Here is a 17,770-nt window from a genome sequence, read left to right as displayed (position 1 = left end):
AAAAAGGAAAGTTAGCCTGATATGGCGGTACGGCCATTTCCGCAGTCAAAAGGGTTATCCACAACCCGCAGTTTAGCGCAGCAACTGGCAGATTTAGGACCATTTTCAGGTCCCAAACAGCTGGTACAAGAGCTTGATGCCAGCACCGCATTGCCTTGGTTAGCGGCACAACAGGACTACCCCAAAGCTTATTGGCAACGACGAGACGAACAGCTTGAGTTGGCAGGCGTCGGTGCAGTGACCACATTCACCAGCGCTGAAGACGCCTCTGACGCACTCACGGCGTGCGCCGCCTTCCCACTGCTGCTGATGGCAGTCGTGCCGTTTGACCCCACAAATACCGAATCCACACAGCCGCCCTGCTTCTTCCTTCCCCGCCTGTTGTGGCAGCGAGAGCCTGATCAAAATCGCGACCCAAACAGTCACAAAATCACGCTGAAACTCAACCTTTGGGTGGATGACCAGCGCCCTTTTGAGCAGGAGCTAAAAGCAGCAAAGAAAGCGTTGGCACGGATTAAACCTGCAACGCTGAACACCACGCTGCCCGAGGTCTTGGCTGAAAACAATGTGCCAGCCGAAGGCCAGTGGACACAACAGGTTGAGCAGGCACTGGCGGAGCAACCTGCGCTATCAAAAGTGGTGTTAGCAAGAAGGCAGCAACTGACGACGGCAACCCCCTGTGATCCCTGGTACCTGCTGGACCAGTGGCGAAAGGCTAACCAGCATAGCTCGCCCTTTGCGTTTCAACTGGCACCTGAACGCTGCTTTATCGGCTGTACGCCAGAACGCCTGTTTCGACGAGAAGGCCACCAGCTCACCAGCGAGGCGGTCGCGGGCACAGATGTCAGACCGAAAGACCCCTTGCATGCACGTATTATTGCCATGGCACTGCTCGGAGACGGTAAAAACCGGCGGGAAAACCGCATTGTGCTGGACGATATTTTGTCGCAGCTGGGCCCACTGTGTGAGGCACTGAGCTACGACGACAAAGCCCGTGTTCTCAAACTTAACCGCCTGCAGCACCTTAAACGTGAGATACGTGCACGGCTCCGGCCAAAGGTTCGGGATGACCAATTGCTTGAGCGGCTTCATCCTACGCCCGCGGTTGGCGGCACGCCCAAAGCCGATGCACTGCAGTTTATTGCTGACCATGAACCGTTTCAGCGAGGCTGGTATGCCGGCGCCATCGGTTACATGAGCCACGCTCACAGTGAGTTCAGCGTGGCTATTCGCAGTGCCTTGGTCGACGGCTGCCAGTTAGCCCTATTCTCTGGTGCGGGGATCGTAGAAGGCTCAGATGCTGGCAAGGAGTGGCAGGAGCTGAACAATAAGCTGGCCACCGTGCGCAGTTTGATGGATCAAGAATGAGCCAATACTCCACAGCACAGCGAAACCACTTGTGGGCCAGCGACCTGATCAACCTTCTATCCGGGTTGGGTGTCGAACATCTGGTGGCTTGCTCTGGCTCGCGCTCTGCGCCTCTGGCGATCCAAGCCGAGCAACAATCTACGATCAAGCTACATACCCACATAGATGAACGTGGTGCCGGGTTTTATGCGCTTGGGTTAGCAAAAGCATCTCAAGCCCCCGTGGCTGTGATTGTTACCTCCGGCTCTGCCGTCGCCAACCTGTTGCCCGCGGTAGTTGAAGCACACCAAACCCAGCAACCGCTGATACTGCTAACGGCTGACCGCCCTGCGGAACTGATTAACTGCGGAGCAAACCAGGCGATCGATCAGACAGAGATCTTCGGTTCATTTGCATCTGCGCACCACCTGCCACCACCTGATGAACTCACCACAGAGAAGCAGGCTACTTTGCTGAATGAACTGGCTGAGCAGTTACCCAAGCAGCTCTCACTTGGTCCAGTGCACCTGAATATCCCATTTAGAGAGCCTTTGTACCTCTCTCGCGAAGAACAAAAGGATCTCGATCAGTCAGTAGGGAAAAAAAGCCACAGCAGTGCCTCTAAAACAGCCTCGAAGGCACTGTGTGAGACTGCTGTTTCCTTGCTACCGAACTGGCCAAGTCAGGCATCTAAGCCTGGGATTATTATTGCGGGTGCATTGCAGCCTGACGAAGCGATAGCTGTCGTTGCATTCGCCAGGCAGTTGGGCTGGCCAATATTGGCCGATCTGCAATCACACTGTCGTCATTCTGAGCTGGCCGCCAGCCACTTTGACCTTTGGCTGGCAAACACCGAAGCACAGCAGGCACTAGCCAAAGCCGAAGTCCGACTTCAATTTGGCGCGCGTCTGACATCGAAACGTCTGTTGAACTGGCTATCAGAGTATCCAATTAGTAGCGACTACCTGATCCACAGTGCGCCTCACCCAATGGATTTTCAGCGTCGCGGCGCTATCGAAGTGACTGCCGGTATCTCAGAGTGGGCCACCTCACATGGCGAGATTCAGCGAGGCTCAGAGCTGAACAGGGAAAAACTATCTGGCAAGAATGCGCAGCATCCAGTTCAAGCAACGGTCGAGGCATGGGAGATTCGGGCGAAATCACTGTTCGCAAAATCATCGTTCGCTAACTCACTGCCGACACCAAAACCGACGCCAGAACTTAAGCCAGAAAACCAGAGTAGCGCCCTAACGGAGTTAACCAGCTGTGCGCTGGTTTATCAGTTTGCCTGCGAAACCACGAAACTCGCTGCTAACGATGAAGCAAATCGTGAAACTAATCATGAAGAGCACGGTGAGCCGCCTATCCATCTGATGGTCGGCAACAGCATGCCAATACGGTTGATGGAGATGCTGGCCACCCCCAATGACAAGAACACCTCAAGTTTCACGCCCAATATCGTGACCAACCGAGGTGCCAGCGGTATCGACGGTTTGCTTGCAACGGCGGTTGGCGTGGCGACTCACAAATCAACACCTACGATACTCCTGCTTGGGGATATGTCATTGCTGCATGACCTCAACTCGCTGACACTTCTGGCCAGACATCGCGGCCCTATGGCAGTGGTTGTTCTAAACAATGGCGGCGGCAATATCTTTAAAATGCTGCCTGTGCCAAAGCGACAATCCACCGCCTTGTTCGAACAGCCTGTCGCATTCGAATTGGCGCCAATTTGTCATGGATTTGGGCTAACCTATTGTCAACCCAGCACAAGTGAGCAACTGTTTTCAGCGTTGAGCGAAACAATGCAAGGCGATCAGCCTCGGGTGATAGAAGTGATTACCCCCTCTGGCGAGGGTGTAGAACAGATGAAACAACTGATAAAAGATATTCAGGAGCTGACAACCCATGTCTGAGTCCCGTACTCCCACATTGGTATTCCTGCACGGATTCCTCGGCAGTAGTCATGAGTGGGATGTCGTCGCCAAACAGCTGGCGCAAGATTATCCGGTGCTCTGCCCCGATCTCCCTGGACACGGTTTACCCGCCGCCAACCTGCCTGATCAGGTGGACTTTGACTCGATAAACCAATGGCTAATCACCTATTTGAAGCAACATGAGGTGACCCACTATATTCTGATCGGCTACTCACTGGGCGGCCGCATCGCGCTTCATCATGCCGTTCAGACGGCTGAACTGGATGATCATGATTCAGGTGAACTGGTTGGCCTGATTTTAGAGGGCGCCAACCCCGGTTTATGTGATGCCAAATCCCGTCAGGAACGCCTGGCCTCGGATATCGACTGGAGTCGAAAACTGGCTCGCAAGCCGATCACCCACGTTGTGAAAGAATGGTATCAACAGCCGATGTTTGCCGATCTGGATGACGCCCAGCGCAAGCAATTGATCCGAGAACGCGGCAAAGCCTGGGGCAATAGTCTGGCGACAGTCATCACCGGCCTAAGCCTGGGCAAGCAGCAAGATTTTCGAGAATGGCTGACCAAAACCCAGTTACCTATCCACTATATTCATGGTGAAAAGGACAGTAAATTTGCTGACATTTGCAGCGAAATAAAGCAACTCAACTCTAAAATTGTTGAACACAGTATTTATGGTGCCGGCCACAACACGCACCGCGCCGATCCGGTACACTTTGTTCAAACGTTAAACAATGCAATTCAATCGATAGAAAACGACAATGACTGAACAGGAACTCTACGCCCCGATCCAATGGCAATCCACTGACCATGACTTTGAGGATATTCGCTATCAAAAGGCGGAAGGTATCGCCAAGATCACCATTAACCGTCCCCAGGTAAGAAACGCGTTTCGCCCCAAAACCGTGATGGAGATGATCAAAGCGCTGGAAGACGCCCGCTTTGATGCCAAAGTTGGCACTATCATTCTGACCGGCGAAGGCGATCTGGCATTCTGCTCTGGTGGTGATCAAAAAGTACGTGGTGACTACGGCGGCTATAAAGATGACCAAGGTGTTCATCATCTCAACGTGCTCGATTTCCAGCGCCAGATCCGCACCTGTCCCAAGCCGATTGTTGCCATGGTGGCAGGCTACGCCATTGGTGGTGGCCATGTACTTCACCTGATGTGCGATTTGACCATCGCGGCAGATAATGCCCGCTTCGGCCAAACCGGCCCCAAAGTAGGCTCTTTTGATGGCGGTTTTGGTGCCAGCTACATGGCTCGCATTGTGGGTCAGAAAAAGGCGCGTGAGATATGGTTCCTATGCCGTCAGTATGATGCACAACAAGCCTTGGACATGGGTCTCGTCAACACAGTCGTACCTCTGGCAGAGCTGGAGAAAGAGACGGTGCGTTGGTGCCGTGAGATGTTGCAGAACAGCCCAATGGCGTTGCGCTGCCTGAAAGCAGCGCTGAATGCCGACTGTGACGGCCAGGCCGGGCTGCAAGAGCTGGCAGGCAACGCCACCATGATGTTCTATATGACCGAAGAGGGTCAGGAAGGACGTAACGCGTTCAATGAAAAGCGGGCGCCTGACTTTGATAAGTTCACCCGTAATCCGTAACGTTCAATAACTCACGCTTAATCTGTTCCAGTAAGAGAAGGTGGTTTATGGCTCACCCCATTGCAGCGTCACTCTTTTACAGCAAGGTTCCCTTGACCCAGCCGCTTACCTGGCGAGGTGAACAAAAAGACCAGCGCGAAGCTGCCATCGTGCAACTCAACTGGGACAACGGTGAGGTGAGTTGGGGCGAGATCGCCCCGTTACCCGGATTTAGCAAAGAGAGCCTGCAACAGGCTATCGACAGTGCCCGATATCATCTGCGGGCACTATTAGATCAAACCAATCATGTGGCTCCTGAGCCATCGGTTGCCTTTGGTATCGACTGCGCCCTGCAGTCCATTGATATCGCTGCTGAGCCAAGCCAGCGCGCTATGCTGTTGCAGGGTGAACCAGCGGAGATTCTCGAGAAAATCGAACTGATGCCAAAGCTGCCTCGTTGTATCAAGCTCAAAGTCTCCCGTGCTCCTCTCCCTCAGGAGATCAAACTGCTGGAGGCGATCCAGGCGCAAATGCCTGTGACTCAGATACGACTCGATGCCAACCAAGGTTGGAAGTTTGAGGATGCGCTGAGCTTTTTCCGAGGCATCAATGCCGAACAACTCAGTTTTATCGAAGAGCCCTGTGACACCCTGGCAGCCACTGTTTGTCTGGGAGCCAGCGGCTGTCCGGTGGCACTGGACGAGCATCTTCAGGATGAGATGTTTACTCCAACAGCATTTGAGGGCCTTAGGGCGCTGGTTATTAAACCAACTCTCGTTGGAAGCCTGGCCCGTTGCCAGCAGTTAGTTGACTGGGCAAAACAGCATAAGATCTCTGTGGTGGTCAGTGCCAGTTATGAGTCCAGTCTGGGCACCAGTCAGTTAGCAGCCCTGGCTCAACGTTGGGCGCCGAGCGAGATCCCCGGCCTCGACACCCTGCATTACCTGCAACCCCATGCCCTGCCTGATACCGCGGGGCAAAACCTTCCCAGCCATTGGCAGCCGCTTTGGCAAAGCTAAGTGCAAAGCCAAGTGCAGAGTTAGCAGCAAAGGCAAGTGCAGACCTAAACGCTGAGCTAATCCCCTGCCCGCTCAGAAACCAACGCCTGCAACACCCAAACGAGATCGCATTGGTCTTGGCCGATGGCACAGACGTGAGTTATCAAAAACTCGATCACTGGGTTACCCAATATTGTCAGCAGCTAGCGGAATCAGGACTGACGAAGGGCGACCGACTGGCATGGATAGGCCCAAACACACCAGAGTTGATCGTCGCCATTCTCAGCAGTATGCGGTCAGGCATTGCAGTTATTCCCATCAACTATCGCCTGCCTGAATCTGTTCAGCAAAAGATGCTGAAAACCATAAGCCCAATAGCCACATGGGTTGATGAACAAGCGAAAGTGGAGAGGCGCTCAGCGAGCAAGCTGTCAGCACAACTGGCGATGCCAATTCAAGTGCCAAAGCTCAAGACTGACGTCCCAATGGACTCTGCAACCACGCACCCGATCATGGTTAACAGCAAACAGCCGATCAATATGCTGTTTACATCGGGCAGCAGCGGCAATCCAAAGGCCGTGGTCCATTGCCTTACAAACCACCTTACCAGTGCCAACGCCAGCCAACAAAACATCCCGCTTAAACCCGGTGATCGCTGGTTATTGTCTCTGCCACTGTTTCATATTGGTGGTATGGCGATCTTGTATCGCTGCCTGAATGCAGGCGCGACACTGGTACTTCCCGATAACGAGCAAGGCACTCAACCTTCGACAGATGGGTTGTCCCAACGTGGCATTAGCCATCTTTCATTGGTGAATACACAGCTTTATCGGCTGCTAAAAGCCCAGCCAAACAAACCCACTCACCTTAAATACCTGCTGCTCGGTGGCAGCGCTATTGATGACAGCTTGTTGGAAAAAGCCAAAGCCGCAGGGCTGCACTGTTTTACCAGCTACGGCATGACAGAGATGAGCTCACAGATTTGCACGGGAGCAGCCCAGGGCAATAACTGGGTAGGTCAACCACTGGCATGCACTGAACTTCAGCTCTCTGAACAAGCAGAGTTACAGGTAAAAGGCGATAACCTAGCGCTGGGCTATTACACCCACCCAACGATTAAACCACTCACTGACGACAATGGCTGGTTTAATACCGGTGATCTGGCCGAATATGCTGACGGTGGGTACCGAATTACTGGTCGCCGTGACAACCGTTTTGTTTGTGGCGGTGAAAACATACAGGCAGAAGCGATTGAGCGTTGCTTACTGAAACACTCGGAAATTACCCATGCTGTCGTGGTCCCTGCACCGGATGCTGAGTGGGGACAGGTGCCTGTGGCATTTACCAATGCTGTATCCGGCACGATCCGAACCAAGTTAATCGAAACGGTAAAAGACCAACTAGGCGCTTTGGCAGTGCCCAGACAATGGTGTGAGCTGACAACCCCAACAGGGATCAAGCCCAACAGAGCTGCATTACAAAAAATCGCCAGAACAAAAATATGCTAACAAGTTGTTAGGATCACACCTTCCTCGCATCGCCTACCAAACGTCATAGCAATTTTCAGCTTTACTGGTTAGCACAATTAATAACCCCATACTAGGCTGGGTCATTACATATCACGCTGTTTAAACGCCAGCGGTTAACACTTTCTGCCCCTGGCTCTGTGCAGCGGAACAATGACAAACGCATAAAGCGTGGGGTACGAGTATGAATACAAAATCCTGGATCTGGTGCTTGATGTTGGCCACAGGAGTTGTGGTCAGTGGTTGCAGCGATGATGACGATGATGAAGATGGCGGCATTGAAGAGCCCATTGGTTTCACTTTGGGTGTATCAGATGCCCCGGTCGACGATGCCAACAAAGTCGTGATCACCATTGATACCGTCACACTGAGGCGTGAAGGAGAAGAGGACCTGGTATTTGAAACCTTCTCTAATGAAGATGAAGGGATTGATGATGTCGAAACCATACAGATAGATCTGCTGGAATTTCAGGGTGGTAGCCAGTTCATCATCATTGATGACGAAGAAGTTCCTGCCGGCAGCTACTCCGATATGCTACTAGAGATCTTGGATGAGGATGTAGAACTCTCCTACGTAGAAGAGACAGATGGTGCGATCAAATCCATCAAAGTACCCAGCGATGAACTCAAGCTTGGTGGCTTCGAAGTAGCAGCAGATGCGCCACAAAGTTTCACCATTGAGTTTAACCTCAGAAAATCGATGACCTATAAACCGGGTCCGGATGAATACAACCTCAAACCTCGCGGCGTCTCCCTGGCAAACAATGCCGATACCGGCACCCTGATGGGCACAATAGACTTGGATGCCGTACTGGCCGATCCCATGTGCGCTGATTCCGGCCATATTGTTTACCTGTATGCAGGGGCGGGACTGGATGCGTCAATGCTGGCTGATGAATTTGATCCTGACGAAGCCAACAACGGCGCACCAGATGGCGCCATTGCGCCGTTTGCCAGCACTGGCATAGCGATGGATGAAGACTCAGGTGATTATGTCTACGAACTTGGCTTTGTCCCTGCAGGTACTCATACCCTGGCCTATGCCTGTGATGCCGGAGAGGAAGGAGATGATCCCGATATCTATGATGGCATCACTATCCCACTGCCTGAAGGAAACGTTGTTGAAGTCACAGTGACGGCAGGCCAAGACACAGTGCAGGATTTCCCTCTCACTATGGAAACGCTCACTCTGGGTATCTCTGATGCACCTGTTGATGATGCAGATGAAGTGGTCATCACTGTGGATCTCATCACCCTGAAACAGGAAGGTAACGACGACCAGATGTTTGATTGCTTCCTGGTAGATGCTGAAGAGGGCGATATGGACGACGAAGGCTGCGATGCATCATCTGAAGAGGGTAAGGTGAACAAGGACACTGTTACTCTGAACCTGCTGGACTATACCGGTGGCGAACAGTTTATTCTGCTTGATGGCGTTACCGTGAATCCTGGTGATTACAACGATGTCTGGCTTGATGTCATCGATGAAAACACCGACTTCTCATACGTCAATGAACAACTTCCAGAGGGTGATGCTCCTCAGGATGAAGCCTTCATCAAAGACCTGAAGCTTCCCTCAGGTACCTTAAAGCTGGGTGGATTCAGCCTGGGTGATACAGGTTCTAACCTCACCATCGACTTTAACCTACGCAAATCGATGACCTATAACCCGGGTCCTGACCGCTACATTTTGAAGCCTCGCGGTGTGAGTTTGGTGGACAACGCAGGTACTGGCTCTATCTCAGGTCTTGTCGGCGATACACTTGCAGCCAGCAGCGAATGCAGTGCCGTTGATGCCATGAGTGTGGTTTATCTTTACGCTGGCAGCCCTGAGGGCACCTTGGGCGATGAGTACGATCCAGAACTCAACCCAGACGTCACTGCCATAGAGCCCTTTGCCAGTGTCGCCACGGATGAAAGCGGCGCATTCAGCTTTGGTTTTGTTCCTGTCGGCACCCATACGTTGACTCTGCACTGCGGCGACACAGAGGATGATCCGGATAGTTTTGAAGGCTTGACCATTCCACTGCCAGTCGACGCAACCATCCCTGTGACCGTTGGCGAAGCGACCGAGACCAGTTGTAACCTGTCAACGGATGAGAGTTGTGCACCAGTCGGAGAGGTAACCGCAATTCAATAACTTGAACTAGCTCACTAAAACGACCCGATAAGAAAATTGTCGGGTCGTTTTTTATTATTTAACATCAACAAACTCTCAGCTTTATTCCAATTCTGGGTTTTGCTCGCAAGACAAACTCAAAAAGGTGCGGTAGAGTGCATTCAGTTTGCACAAATAATCACCTATTTTGAATTGTTATGCAGGTAACCCGATGACACCTATAACTAAACCCAGCAACCCTAACTTTTCTTCAGGCCCCTGTTCTAAGCGCCCTGGCTACGATATCAGTGCATTAGATACCAGTATTCTTGGCCGTTCTCACCGTTCCAAGCCGGGTAAAGCCATGCTGAAGCAGGCAATTGAGAAAACCCATGAATTGCTTGGCCTGCCTGAAGGCTACCGCGTTGGCATCGTACCCGGTTCAGACACCGGCGCGATGGAGATGGCGATGTGGTCGCTGCTGGGCCAGCGTCCCATTGATGTTTTTCACTGGGAGTCGTTTGGTAGTGGCTGGCTGACCGATATCGTCAAACAGCTCAAACTCGAAAATGTGAATAACTATCTGGCCGATTATGGCCAGCTGCCAGACCTGTCCAAAGCCGACTCAGCAAACGATGTGGTATTCACCTGGAATGGCACAACCTCTGGTGTCAAGGTGCCGAACGGTGACTGGATCGCAGCAGACCGTGAAGGCCTGACCCTTTGTGATGCCACCAGCGCCGTATTTGCCATGGAGATGCCTTGGGAAAAAATCGACGTTGCGACCTTCAGTTGGCAGAAAGTATTGGGCGGCGAAGGCGCACACGGTGTGCTGGTACTGAGCCCTCGTGCAGTTGAGCGCTTGGAGAGCTACACCCCAGCATGGCCACTTCCGAAGATCTTCCGTCTGACCAAGGGCGGCAAGCTTATCGAAGGTATTTTTGAAGGTGCCACCATCAACACCCCTTCCATGCTGTGTGTCGCTGACTACATAGATGCAATGAACTGGGTTGAGCAGATTGGTGGCCTGAATGCAGCCGTGGCCAAGAGTGAGCAGAACCTGGCAGTCGTTGAGAAATTTGTTGCCGAAAACAATTGGATCGACTTCCTAGCGACAGACAAAGCGATCCGCTCAAACACTTCTGTGTGTTTGACCTTGGATGCCACTGCAGACCAGGTCAAAGCGATCATCAAACTGCTGGATGAAGCCGCTGTGGCTTATGACATCGGTGCGTACCGCGACGCCCCTGCAGGTCTGCGGATCTGGTGCGGTGCCACGGTCGAAGCGTCAGACCTTGAAGCGCTGATGCCTTGGCTTAAACACGCCTACGAGACTGTTACCGCTTAAAAGGCGGCGACCGCCTAAAAACTGAAGTTGGCGCAGAGCCCCCTGTTCTCTGCGCCAATAGAACACGCCTCAAGAATAAAAAAGATTGGATGGAGTCAATGCGAAAAATACGTACCTACAACCAAATCGCCAGTCGCGGTCTGGATCGTTTCAGCCGTGACAGCTATGAAGTAAGTTCTGAGATCTCTCAACCAGATGCCATTCTGCTTCGCAGTCACAAACTGTCTATCGATGAGATCCCGCAGTCAGTCAATGCCATCGCCCGTGCCGGTGCCGGTGTAAACAACATTCCTATTGATGAATGCACCCGTGAAGGTGTTGTGGTATTCAACACGCCAGGTGCTAATGCCAACGCGGTAAAAGAACTGGTACTGGCAGGTCTGTTGCTCAGTAGCCGTGGTATTGCCGAAGGTATGCAGTATGTCAAAGGCCTGGCAGACACCGCACCGGAACAACTGAACAAAGAAGTAGAGAAAGGCAAAAAAGCCTATTCGGGTGTCGAATTAACCGGCAAGGTGCTGGGTGTTGTGGGCTTGGGTGCGATTGGTGCCAATGTCGCTAACATGGCCCTGGAGCTGGGTATGGAAGTGATCGGTTTCGATCCTGCCATCAGCGTCGAAGCCGCCTGGCGTCTATCCAGTGATGTGCAACGTGCTGAAAACCTGGCTTCACTGCTATCCCGCTGCGACTATGTCACTCTGCACGTTCCAGCCATTGATGCTACCCGCGGCATGATCAATTCTGAAGCACTTGCCGGAGCCAAAGCAGGCCTGAAACTGCTGAACTTTGCCCGTGGCGAGATTGTCGACACAGATGCGCTGGTAGTGGCGCTGGAAAATGGCCAAGTCGGTCGTTATGTCAGTGACTTCCCGTCACAACTATTGATGGCCAATGACAAAGTGATGCAGTTGCCTCACCTGGGTGCCAGCACGGTGGAAGCCGAGGAAAACTGCGCTGTTATGGGTGCCAATCAGCTGATCGACTTTTTGGAAAACGGCAACATCAAAAACTCGGTCAACTTCCCGCAGATCCGCATGGAGCGCACCAAGGGCTATCGAGTGACCTTTGCCAATGACAACGTGCCCAAGGTCCTGAGTAACGTATTGGCGTTGCTGGCAGATATGAACATCAACGTAATCGATCTGCTGAATAAGAGCCGTAACGATGTGGCTTATACCATTCTCGATATTGAGCAGGCACCAGACAATGAACTGCTGGCTGCGATTGCTAATGTCGAACATGTGTTCCACGTCCGCGCCGTATAAAAATACCACTCCGACGACAAAAGCCTGCTGAAAGCAGGCTTTTCTTATTTTATACACACATATAACTGCAACATTTGGCAGTTAATTTTCTCATCACGGAACTCATACGGCTTGCAGCCGTCAATACTGATATCACGCGAATACTGACGCCAGTTAGGCGCCAGGCAGGTTTTCAGGTGAATTCAAATTTTCCTGCTACTCTCAAAAGGTTAAGCGGGGATTTGAAAGCACAAAGGAGTAGGATGTGGTGGAACAAAAGCAGTTAAAAATTGCGATAATCTGCAGAGCTGGCATGGGTGGCTCCAGCATTATGGCAACCACGCTTGCAATGCGCCTTGCTGAACGTGGACATTTAATACATCTATTTGCTACCAAATCCCCCTTTGCACTGGACAAAGCGCCTGAAAATCTCACTTTTGTAAAGATTGACCTGCCCGCTACTGAGTTGCTTTCTGGTCCACCTGAAACCCTTGCAACAACGGGCACCCTTGAGCGTTTTGCCCGTGAACATGAGTTCGACATCATCCACAGCCATTACGCCGTGCCTTACGCAGTAAGCGCTGAAATAGCACGCCAGGTCGGTGACCTAAAATGCAAACTCGTGATAACCCTGCACGGCACCGATGTGTCACAGCTGGGGCGTACCCCCAGTATGCGCCCACCTATTAAATGGGCATTGAAGAATGCCGATGCGATCACCGCGGTTTCTCATAATCTCAGAGATATGGCCCTGGAAACCTATGGCGAAGAGCTCAATATTCAGACAATCAACAACTTTTTAGTGGAGAAGCTTCCCAAGATAACGCCTGAAGAACGCAAAGAGATGCGTGCATCGCTGGGGATATCCGAAGCGGAGAATGTACTGGTACATGCCTCTAATTTCCGTACGGTTAAGCGCACGGACGATATCATCGATGCGTTTTATCGCGTATGCCGTACCCATGACGCCAAGTTGGTAATGTTCGGAGACGGCCCACAGAAAAAGCACTGCCAATACCTGGCACATTATTTAGGCATCTCCGACAAAGTGATATTCCCAGGTAAGGTTAAGCAGTGTGGTCGTTGGCTGGGCATTGGTGATATCAACTTGTTACTCAGTGCAGAGGAGAGTTTTGGTTTAGTGTTGCTGGAGGGTTTTGCTCAGAACGTGCCCACAGTTGCAACCAAAGTCGGTGGTATACCTGAAGTAGTGATTGAAGGTGAAAACGGCCTGCTTTGTGAGGCCACCAACCCAATCGATGCGGGACGAAAAATACGCTGTCTGCTAAACAACCCGCCGAAGCTGAGAGAGATGAAGGAAAACGCCCCCAAGATTCTGGAGGAGTTTTCCGAAGAGGCAATCATGAGCCAATACGAAGCGCTCTATTACAGCCTTGTTGATTAGTAGCTTTTATTGGCTCCGCTCGCGAATATACTCTTCAAAGGCTGGAGCAGACGTGTTTACAAACACGCCAATAAACTGCTTCACAATCTCTTCTGACAGGCCACCGTTGGCAAGCAGGTCAGATTCCAGTCCAGGATCGCCATCACTGTCGATATAGGCACGAGAAAGCCGTTTACTGACATTCCATTCGTTCATATCGTGCACCGTTACAGACAGTCCAGATGCGCCATAATAGAGCTGTAGATCGCCATCATCATAAAGCTGCAACATGTAATTGGTGTCGTCATGGGCAAAGATGATACTGCCACTCTCACGGACACGAATATTCTTATAGCCTTCAGCTCTAATCAGATTTTCCAGCTCCGCCAAAGAGTAGCGTTTGACTAAGCCTGAGCCTCCCATGTCATCCACAGCTTCCTGCAAAACTTCGAGGGCAGCTTTCACCTGCGTTTTAGAGGGCCCCGCCCAACTCGGAGCGGCAAATAGCAGGGTGATTAGCAACGGGCAAAAAATACGCCACATAGAGACTCCTTTAGATCAATCAGATTCAATTTAGGAAAACAACGACTAAGAGAAAAGATTAGGGCAACAGGTGTTTGAAATATGTGATGAAACAAGCGCTTCTCTGACACCAAGTGAAGAATTTCGCCCATCGCTTTGTAAGAGATCTCTGAAACTCTTGTGAGCCTATGATTTTGGCTGGCTAAATTCCAACTGGAGCGCTATAACAAGCATAGGCGCAGGGTGGCGCAGGAAAGCCGATAACAAAGGAGTATGTTATTGTGAGTCTCTATCTCGTTGACGAAACATTGTCTCTTCTTCGCTTAACCTTCTCAAAGGTTGATCCCAGCGATCCTTGGCCACTCGAATACACCATGACCCCGGAGGATGTCCGCGAGGTTATCAGAGAGTGTAACTCCCTCTATCTAGCCGAAGGCCGCGGCAAAGTCGAACTGAAAGAGATCACCAATGGCTATTTATCCAAATAATAGGGCGACGAGCTCAACCTCTTCTGTCAGAGCAAGAGTATCAACACTGTTTTTGGTCGCTTGGACCACTTTTGCCTTGACCGTGATGAGCTCTGTTGCCCTTGCCAGCTCAGATAGCGAAGACCCCAGCGCTAAAGCGGCAACACCTACTTATCCGTTCTGGGGCGTGATCCTGCAAAGCCACTATTCAAATCAGTTTAGAGAAAAGTATGATTTCTCTTACCGTGGCATCTTGGTAAATGCCATTGTCCACAACAGCCCCGCAGAATTGTCTCGCCTGCATCCCTGTGACGAAATCACCCATATCGACGGTATCAGGTTTGATTCGACGGACGAAATGATTGCCTATGTTCATTCACAACCGGCAGAACATTACTTCGAAGTCACCTTGTGGCGGGAGGGCAACGAAATCCAAGTCGAGAGTTTTATCCGTTACTTCGACCCCAATCGTGGTAGCGCCAGGTCCTTTTCTAATGCCAATCGACAGAGTTATGGTCAGGATCGATGTGATTTTGAAGCACACCTTCGGCTACCAGAAACCATTCACCGCTGATCCTGCAAGAGTTATGTAATGCATTGATCACATGAAGAATTCCCTCATGATGCTATGTTTAGTATTACCACCCTGTAAAAACATCAGCAAACAAGCTGTTCTGTTTACAGGATGGTACGACTAACCGTCAGGTGTAAAGGAGTGGATGATGTTTATAGTGATTAACCGATGGCAGCTCAAGGAAGGCAAAGAACAGCAATTCGAGCAGGGATGGAGCGAGATTATCCAGCGTAATGTCACCCACTATGGCGCGCAGGGTTCCCGACTACATAAATGCAGTGATGGCACATGGTGCTCCTACTCTATCTGGCCAACAGAGGATCATTGGCAGGCGGCCCACAGCATAGACGACAGCGATCAGGAAGCACGCTTAAAAATGGTAGACGCCATCATCAGAGTCTACCCCCCTCAAACCATGGTACCCATGCTGGATCTGATTCAAGATAAACAGCCGGAAATGGACTCTCTTATTTAGAACTTTTCCTTTCGCCAAATATACTTAATGATTGATTTTATTGATTCAAGCCACCGTTTAAGACGGTGGTTTGTTTGGCTAAAGGTCGCATTCTCAAGGACACGACATGAAATTTAAGCTCTCCCTGTCTTCCCTGATTCTTCTCGCCATGTTTGCCGGTATCGCCGTCGGATTGTTTTTTGGCGAGATGGTAGGTTGGATGGAGTGGATAGGCACAGGCGTGATCTTGCTGATGCAGATGACTATTTTGCCCTACGTCACCGTGTCACTGATCAGTGGCATCGGGCGTCTCGAGGGGAAAGCAGCCAAACTGCTTTTTTCTCAAGCAGGCATCGTGATGTTGATTATCTGGGGGCTGGCATTGGTTGGCATTTTGGTACTGCCCTTTGCTTTCCCTGAAGTCACTACAGCCTCATTTTTCAGCACTTCCGTGGTCACCTCACCACCTCCGGTCAACTATTACGACCTTTATATCCCAGCCAATCCATTTAAATCGCTGGCGATAGGTGCAATTCCTGCGGTGGTGATCTTCTCCATCGCTTTGGGTATCGCATTTATCAATATGGATGGCAGGGAATCGGTGATCTCATTGATGGATGTGATAGGAAAGGGTCTGTCTCGGGTAACAACCTTTATGGTTAAAACCTTGCCCGTGGGCGTATTTGCCTCGGCAGCAGGCGCGTCGGGCACCCTGACCGTCGACGAGTTTGCGTCGCTGCAGGTGTTTCTGGTCGCTTATGCCCTGCTCTGCCTGGCGTTGAGTTTCTGGATATTCCCGGCCATTGTCGCGGCCATCACGCCATTCAGTTACCGGGAAGTAATGAAAGTCAGTCGAGACTCGCTGGTGACTGCATTTGCTACCGGCAATATATTCATTGTCCTGCCTGTACTAATTGAAGGCTCGAAAAAGCTTTTCGAAGAGAAACAATTAAAAGGTAAAGAGACCGACGGCCATCTGGATGTATTGCTGCCTATTGCGTTTACGTTCCCCAATGCAGGCAAGCTCACCGTTATTTTCTTCGTCCTTTTCTGCGGCTGGTTTACCGGCAAAGATGTCGCGTTCTCCGACTATCCCATGCTGGCATTGAGTGGCTTGCTGAGTCTGTTTGGCTCGGTACACGCCGCTATTCCATTTATGCTTAACAGCCTGCAACTACCTGCGGATTTATATCAGCTGTTTCTGGTCTCCTCCTTTATTACCGGCAAGTTCAACAGCCTGGTAGCCGTGATGCACCTGCTTATCTTTGGTCTACTGACAACGGCACTCATCCAAAAGCAGTGGAAAGTTGGAACCGGACACTTAATCAAAGCAGGCATCACGCTAGTGGCAGGCTTGGTACTAATGATTGTGTCCACCCGAATGATGGCCGGCTTTATTATCAGTGAAGGGGAAAATACGTCCGAGTTGCTCGAACGCATGAGTGTTGTCAAAGAGGTGCCGACGGCGGTTAAAGACAGTTACCCGAAACTGAATCAAGCATCAGGTCCGGTTGCCAACCTACAAGCCATTATTAAACGTGGCGTGTTAAGAGTCGGTTACCTGCCTAAAAATGCGCCTTTCACCTACTTCAACGAACAAGAAAACGTCGTAGGCATGGATATCGCACTGATGAACAGCTTTGCTGATGAGTTGGGTGTCGAAATTGAGCTGATCCCTTATGACCCGCAGAAAATAGATATCACGCTGAATCAGGCTCACATCGATATTGCGGTCTCTGGCATTGCGATGGATGCGGCGATCATGGATAAGCTGCAGTTCTCTGATCCAGTGCTGGATCTTCACATGGCGCTGGTGGCGAAAGATTACCGCCTCAAGCAATTCTCCAGTCTGCAGTACCTGAGAGAAACCAGCGGACTGAAAATAGCCATTGTCGGACAGGAACAATTCCGCGACCGTATTCAAGCAGCACGGCCGGATATCAAGGTTTTCCAACTTAACAGCTATCTGGAGTACTTCAACCAGCCCAAAGAGATTTATGACGCACTGCTGATATCTGCTGAAGCGGGTTATGCCTGGAGCATTCTCTATCCTGATTACGGCGTGGTGGTACCTGAAGGCTCTGATTATAAGTTCCCAGTCGCTTACGCAGTCGCGAACGGTAATTACAGCTTGCTGTATTACCTCAACAGCTGGTTGGCGCTGAAGAAAACAGAAGGTTTGGTCAATACCGAGTATGAGTTCTGGATCCTCGGTAAAGGGGCTAAACAACAGGTTCCGCGCTGGTCAGTCATTAAAGACGTATTGGGCTGGGTGGAGTAAAAAG

General features: G+C 51.1%; 15 protein-coding genes. 14 read left to right on the top strand and 1 reads right to left on the bottom strand.

Annotation, left to right across the window (positions count from 1 at the left end; translation table 11 throughout):
• The first annotated feature begins 21 nt into the window (after positions 1-21).
• From ABEA14_RS07895 to bshA, 10 genes are all read left to right on the top strand, one after another.
• Positions 22-1,368 carry an isochorismate synthase gene (locus tag ABEA14_RS07895; RefSeq protein ID WP_345339367.1) on the top strand — a complete coding sequence of 449 codons (1,347 nt, stop codon included), beginning with the start codon at positions 22-24 and terminating at the stop codon, positions 1,366-1,368.
• Positions 1,365-3,263: a 2-succinyl-5-enolpyruvyl-6-hydroxy-3-cyclohexene-1-carboxylic-acid synthase gene (gene menD, locus ABEA14_RS07890; RefSeq protein WP_345339366.1), complete on the top strand. Its 1,899-nt coding sequence runs from the start codon at positions 1,365-1,367 to the stop codon at positions 3,261-3,263. The genes ABEA14_RS07895 and menD overlap by 4 nt, the downstream gene beginning before the upstream one ends.
• Positions 3,256-4,053, top strand: a complete 798-nt coding sequence (gene menH, locus ABEA14_RS07885) for a 2-succinyl-6-hydroxy-2,4-cyclohexadiene-1-carboxylate synthase (RefSeq protein WP_345339365.1) — start codon at positions 3,256-3,258, stop codon at positions 4,051-4,053. The genes menD and menH overlap by 8 nt, the downstream gene beginning before the upstream one ends.
• A complete protein-coding gene (menB, locus tag ABEA14_RS07880; protein ID WP_345339364.1) occupies positions 4,046-4,891 on the top strand; it encodes a 1,4-dihydroxy-2-naphthoyl-CoA synthase in 846 nt (281 codons plus the stop codon). Before menH ends, menB begins: the two co-directional genes overlap by 8 nt.
• 47 nt (positions 4,892-4,938) lie before the next feature.
• Positions 4,939-5,889: an o-succinylbenzoate synthase gene (menC, locus tag ABEA14_RS07875; RefSeq protein WP_345339363.1), complete on the top strand. Its 951-nt coding sequence runs from the start codon at positions 4,939-4,941 to the stop codon at positions 5,887-5,889.
• Positions 5,877-7,376, top strand: a complete 1,500-nt coding sequence (gene menE, locus ABEA14_RS07870; RefSeq protein WP_345339362.1) for an o-succinylbenzoate--CoA ligase — start codon at positions 5,877-5,879, stop codon at positions 7,374-7,376. Before menC ends, menE begins: the two co-directional genes overlap by 13 nt.
• Before the next feature lie 202 nt (positions 7,377-7,578).
• Positions 7,579-9,534 carry a DUF4382 domain-containing protein gene (locus tag ABEA14_RS07865; RefSeq protein WP_345339360.1) on the top strand — a complete coding sequence of 652 codons (1,956 nt, stop codon included), beginning with the start codon at positions 7,579-7,581 and terminating at the stop codon, positions 9,532-9,534.
• A gap of 190 nt (positions 9,535-9,724) precedes the next feature.
• Positions 9,725-10,840 (top strand): phosphoserine transaminase, encoded by a 1,116-nt coding sequence (locus ABEA14_RS07860; protein WP_345339359.1) that lies wholly within the window; start codon positions 9,725-9,727, stop codon positions 10,838-10,840.
• A gap of 98 nt (positions 10,841-10,938) precedes the next feature.
• Positions 10,939-12,105, top strand: coding sequence for a 3-phosphoglycerate dehydrogenase family protein (locus ABEA14_RS07855; protein ID WP_345339358.1), 1,167 nt, complete (start codon positions 10,939-10,941; stop codon positions 12,103-12,105).
• 244 nt (positions 12,106-12,349) lie between these two features.
• A complete protein-coding gene (gene bshA, locus ABEA14_RS07850; protein ID WP_345339357.1) occupies positions 12,350-13,489 on the top strand; it encodes an N-acetyl-alpha-D-glucosaminyl L-malate synthase BshA in 1,140 nt (379 codons plus the stop codon).
• A gap of 6 nt (positions 13,490-13,495) precedes the next feature.
• Here bshA and ABEA14_RS07845 read toward each other — a convergent pair whose 3' ends face one another.
• Positions 13,496-14,011: a YbjN domain-containing protein gene (locus ABEA14_RS07845; protein WP_345339356.1), complete on the bottom strand. Its 516-nt coding sequence runs from the start codon at positions 14,009-14,011 to the stop codon at positions 13,496-13,498.
• 260 nt (positions 14,012-14,271) lie between these two features.
• Between ABEA14_RS07845 and ABEA14_RS07840 the strand changes: the two genes are divergently transcribed.
• From ABEA14_RS07840 to ABEA14_RS07825, 4 genes are all read left to right on the top strand, one after another.
• The gene (locus tag ABEA14_RS07840; RefSeq protein WP_345339355.1) at positions 14,272-14,478 is read left to right on the top strand and encodes a hypothetical protein; all 207 of its coding nucleotides are present in this window, start codon (positions 14,272-14,274) and stop codon (positions 14,476-14,478) included.
• A complete protein-coding gene (locus ABEA14_RS07835) occupies positions 14,459-15,031 on the top strand; it encodes a PDZ domain-containing protein (protein ID WP_345339354.1) in 573 nt (190 codons plus the stop codon). Before ABEA14_RS07840 ends, ABEA14_RS07835 begins: the two co-directional genes overlap by 20 nt.
• A gap of 148 nt (positions 15,032-15,179) precedes the next feature.
• Positions 15,180-15,506 carry an antibiotic biosynthesis monooxygenase family protein gene (locus ABEA14_RS07830; RefSeq protein WP_345339353.1) on the top strand — a complete coding sequence of 109 codons (327 nt, stop codon included), beginning with the start codon at positions 15,180-15,182 and terminating at the stop codon, positions 15,504-15,506.
• 106 nt (positions 15,507-15,612) lie between these two features.
• Positions 15,613-17,766: a cation:dicarboxylate symporter family transporter gene (locus tag ABEA14_RS07825; protein ID WP_345339352.1), complete on the top strand. Its 2,154-nt coding sequence runs from the start codon at positions 15,613-15,615 to the stop codon at positions 17,764-17,766.
• The last annotated feature ends 4 nt before the right edge of the window (positions 17,767-17,770 follow it).

Origin of the sequence: Corallincola platygyrae (assembly GCF_039544265.1) — a bacterium.
Classification (GTDB): domain Bacteria; phylum Pseudomonadota; class Gammaproteobacteria; order Enterobacterales; family Neiellaceae; genus Corallincola; species Corallincola platygyrae.
This window is presented reverse-complemented; position numbering and strand designations above follow the sequence as displayed.

Coding starts and splice junctions, on each gene's coding strand:
- ABEA14_RS07895 (WP_345339367.1), top strand. CDS start 22: ATGGCGGTACGGCCATTTCCGCAGTCAAAAGGGTTATCCACAACCCGC.
- menD (WP_345339366.1), top strand. CDS start 1,365: ATGAGCCAATACTCCACAGCACAGCGAAACCACTTGTGGGCCAGCGAC.
- menH (WP_345339365.1), top strand. CDS start 3,256: ATGTCTGAGTCCCGTACTCCCACATTGGTATTCCTGCACGGATTCCTC.
- menB (WP_345339364.1), top strand. CDS start 4,046: ATGACTGAACAGGAACTCTACGCCCCGATCCAATGGCAATCCACTGAC.
- menC (WP_345339363.1), top strand. CDS start 4,939: ATGGCTCACCCCATTGCAGCGTCACTCTTTTACAGCAAGGTTCCCTTG.
- ABEA14_RS07865 (WP_345339360.1), top strand. CDS start 7,579: ATGAATACAAAATCCTGGATCTGGTGCTTGATGTTGGCCACAGGAGTT.
- ABEA14_RS07860 (WP_345339359.1), top strand. CDS start 9,725: ATGACACCTATAACTAAACCCAGCAACCCTAACTTTTCTTCAGGCCCC.
- ABEA14_RS07855 (WP_345339358.1), top strand. CDS start 10,939: ATGCGAAAAATACGTACCTACAACCAAATCGCCAGTCGCGGTCTGGAT.
- ABEA14_RS07845 (WP_345339356.1), bottom strand. CDS start 14,011: ATGTGGCGTATTTTTTGCCCGTTGCTAATCACCCTGCTATTTGCCGCT.
- ABEA14_RS07835 (WP_345339354.1), top strand. CDS start 14,459: ATGGCTATTTATCCAAATAATAGGGCGACGAGCTCAACCTCTTCTGTC.
- ABEA14_RS07830 (WP_345339353.1), top strand. CDS start 15,180: ATGTTTATAGTGATTAACCGATGGCAGCTCAAGGAAGGCAAAGAACAG.
- ABEA14_RS07825 (WP_345339352.1), top strand. CDS start 15,613: ATGAAATTTAAGCTCTCCCTGTCTTCCCTGATTCTTCTCGCCATGTTT.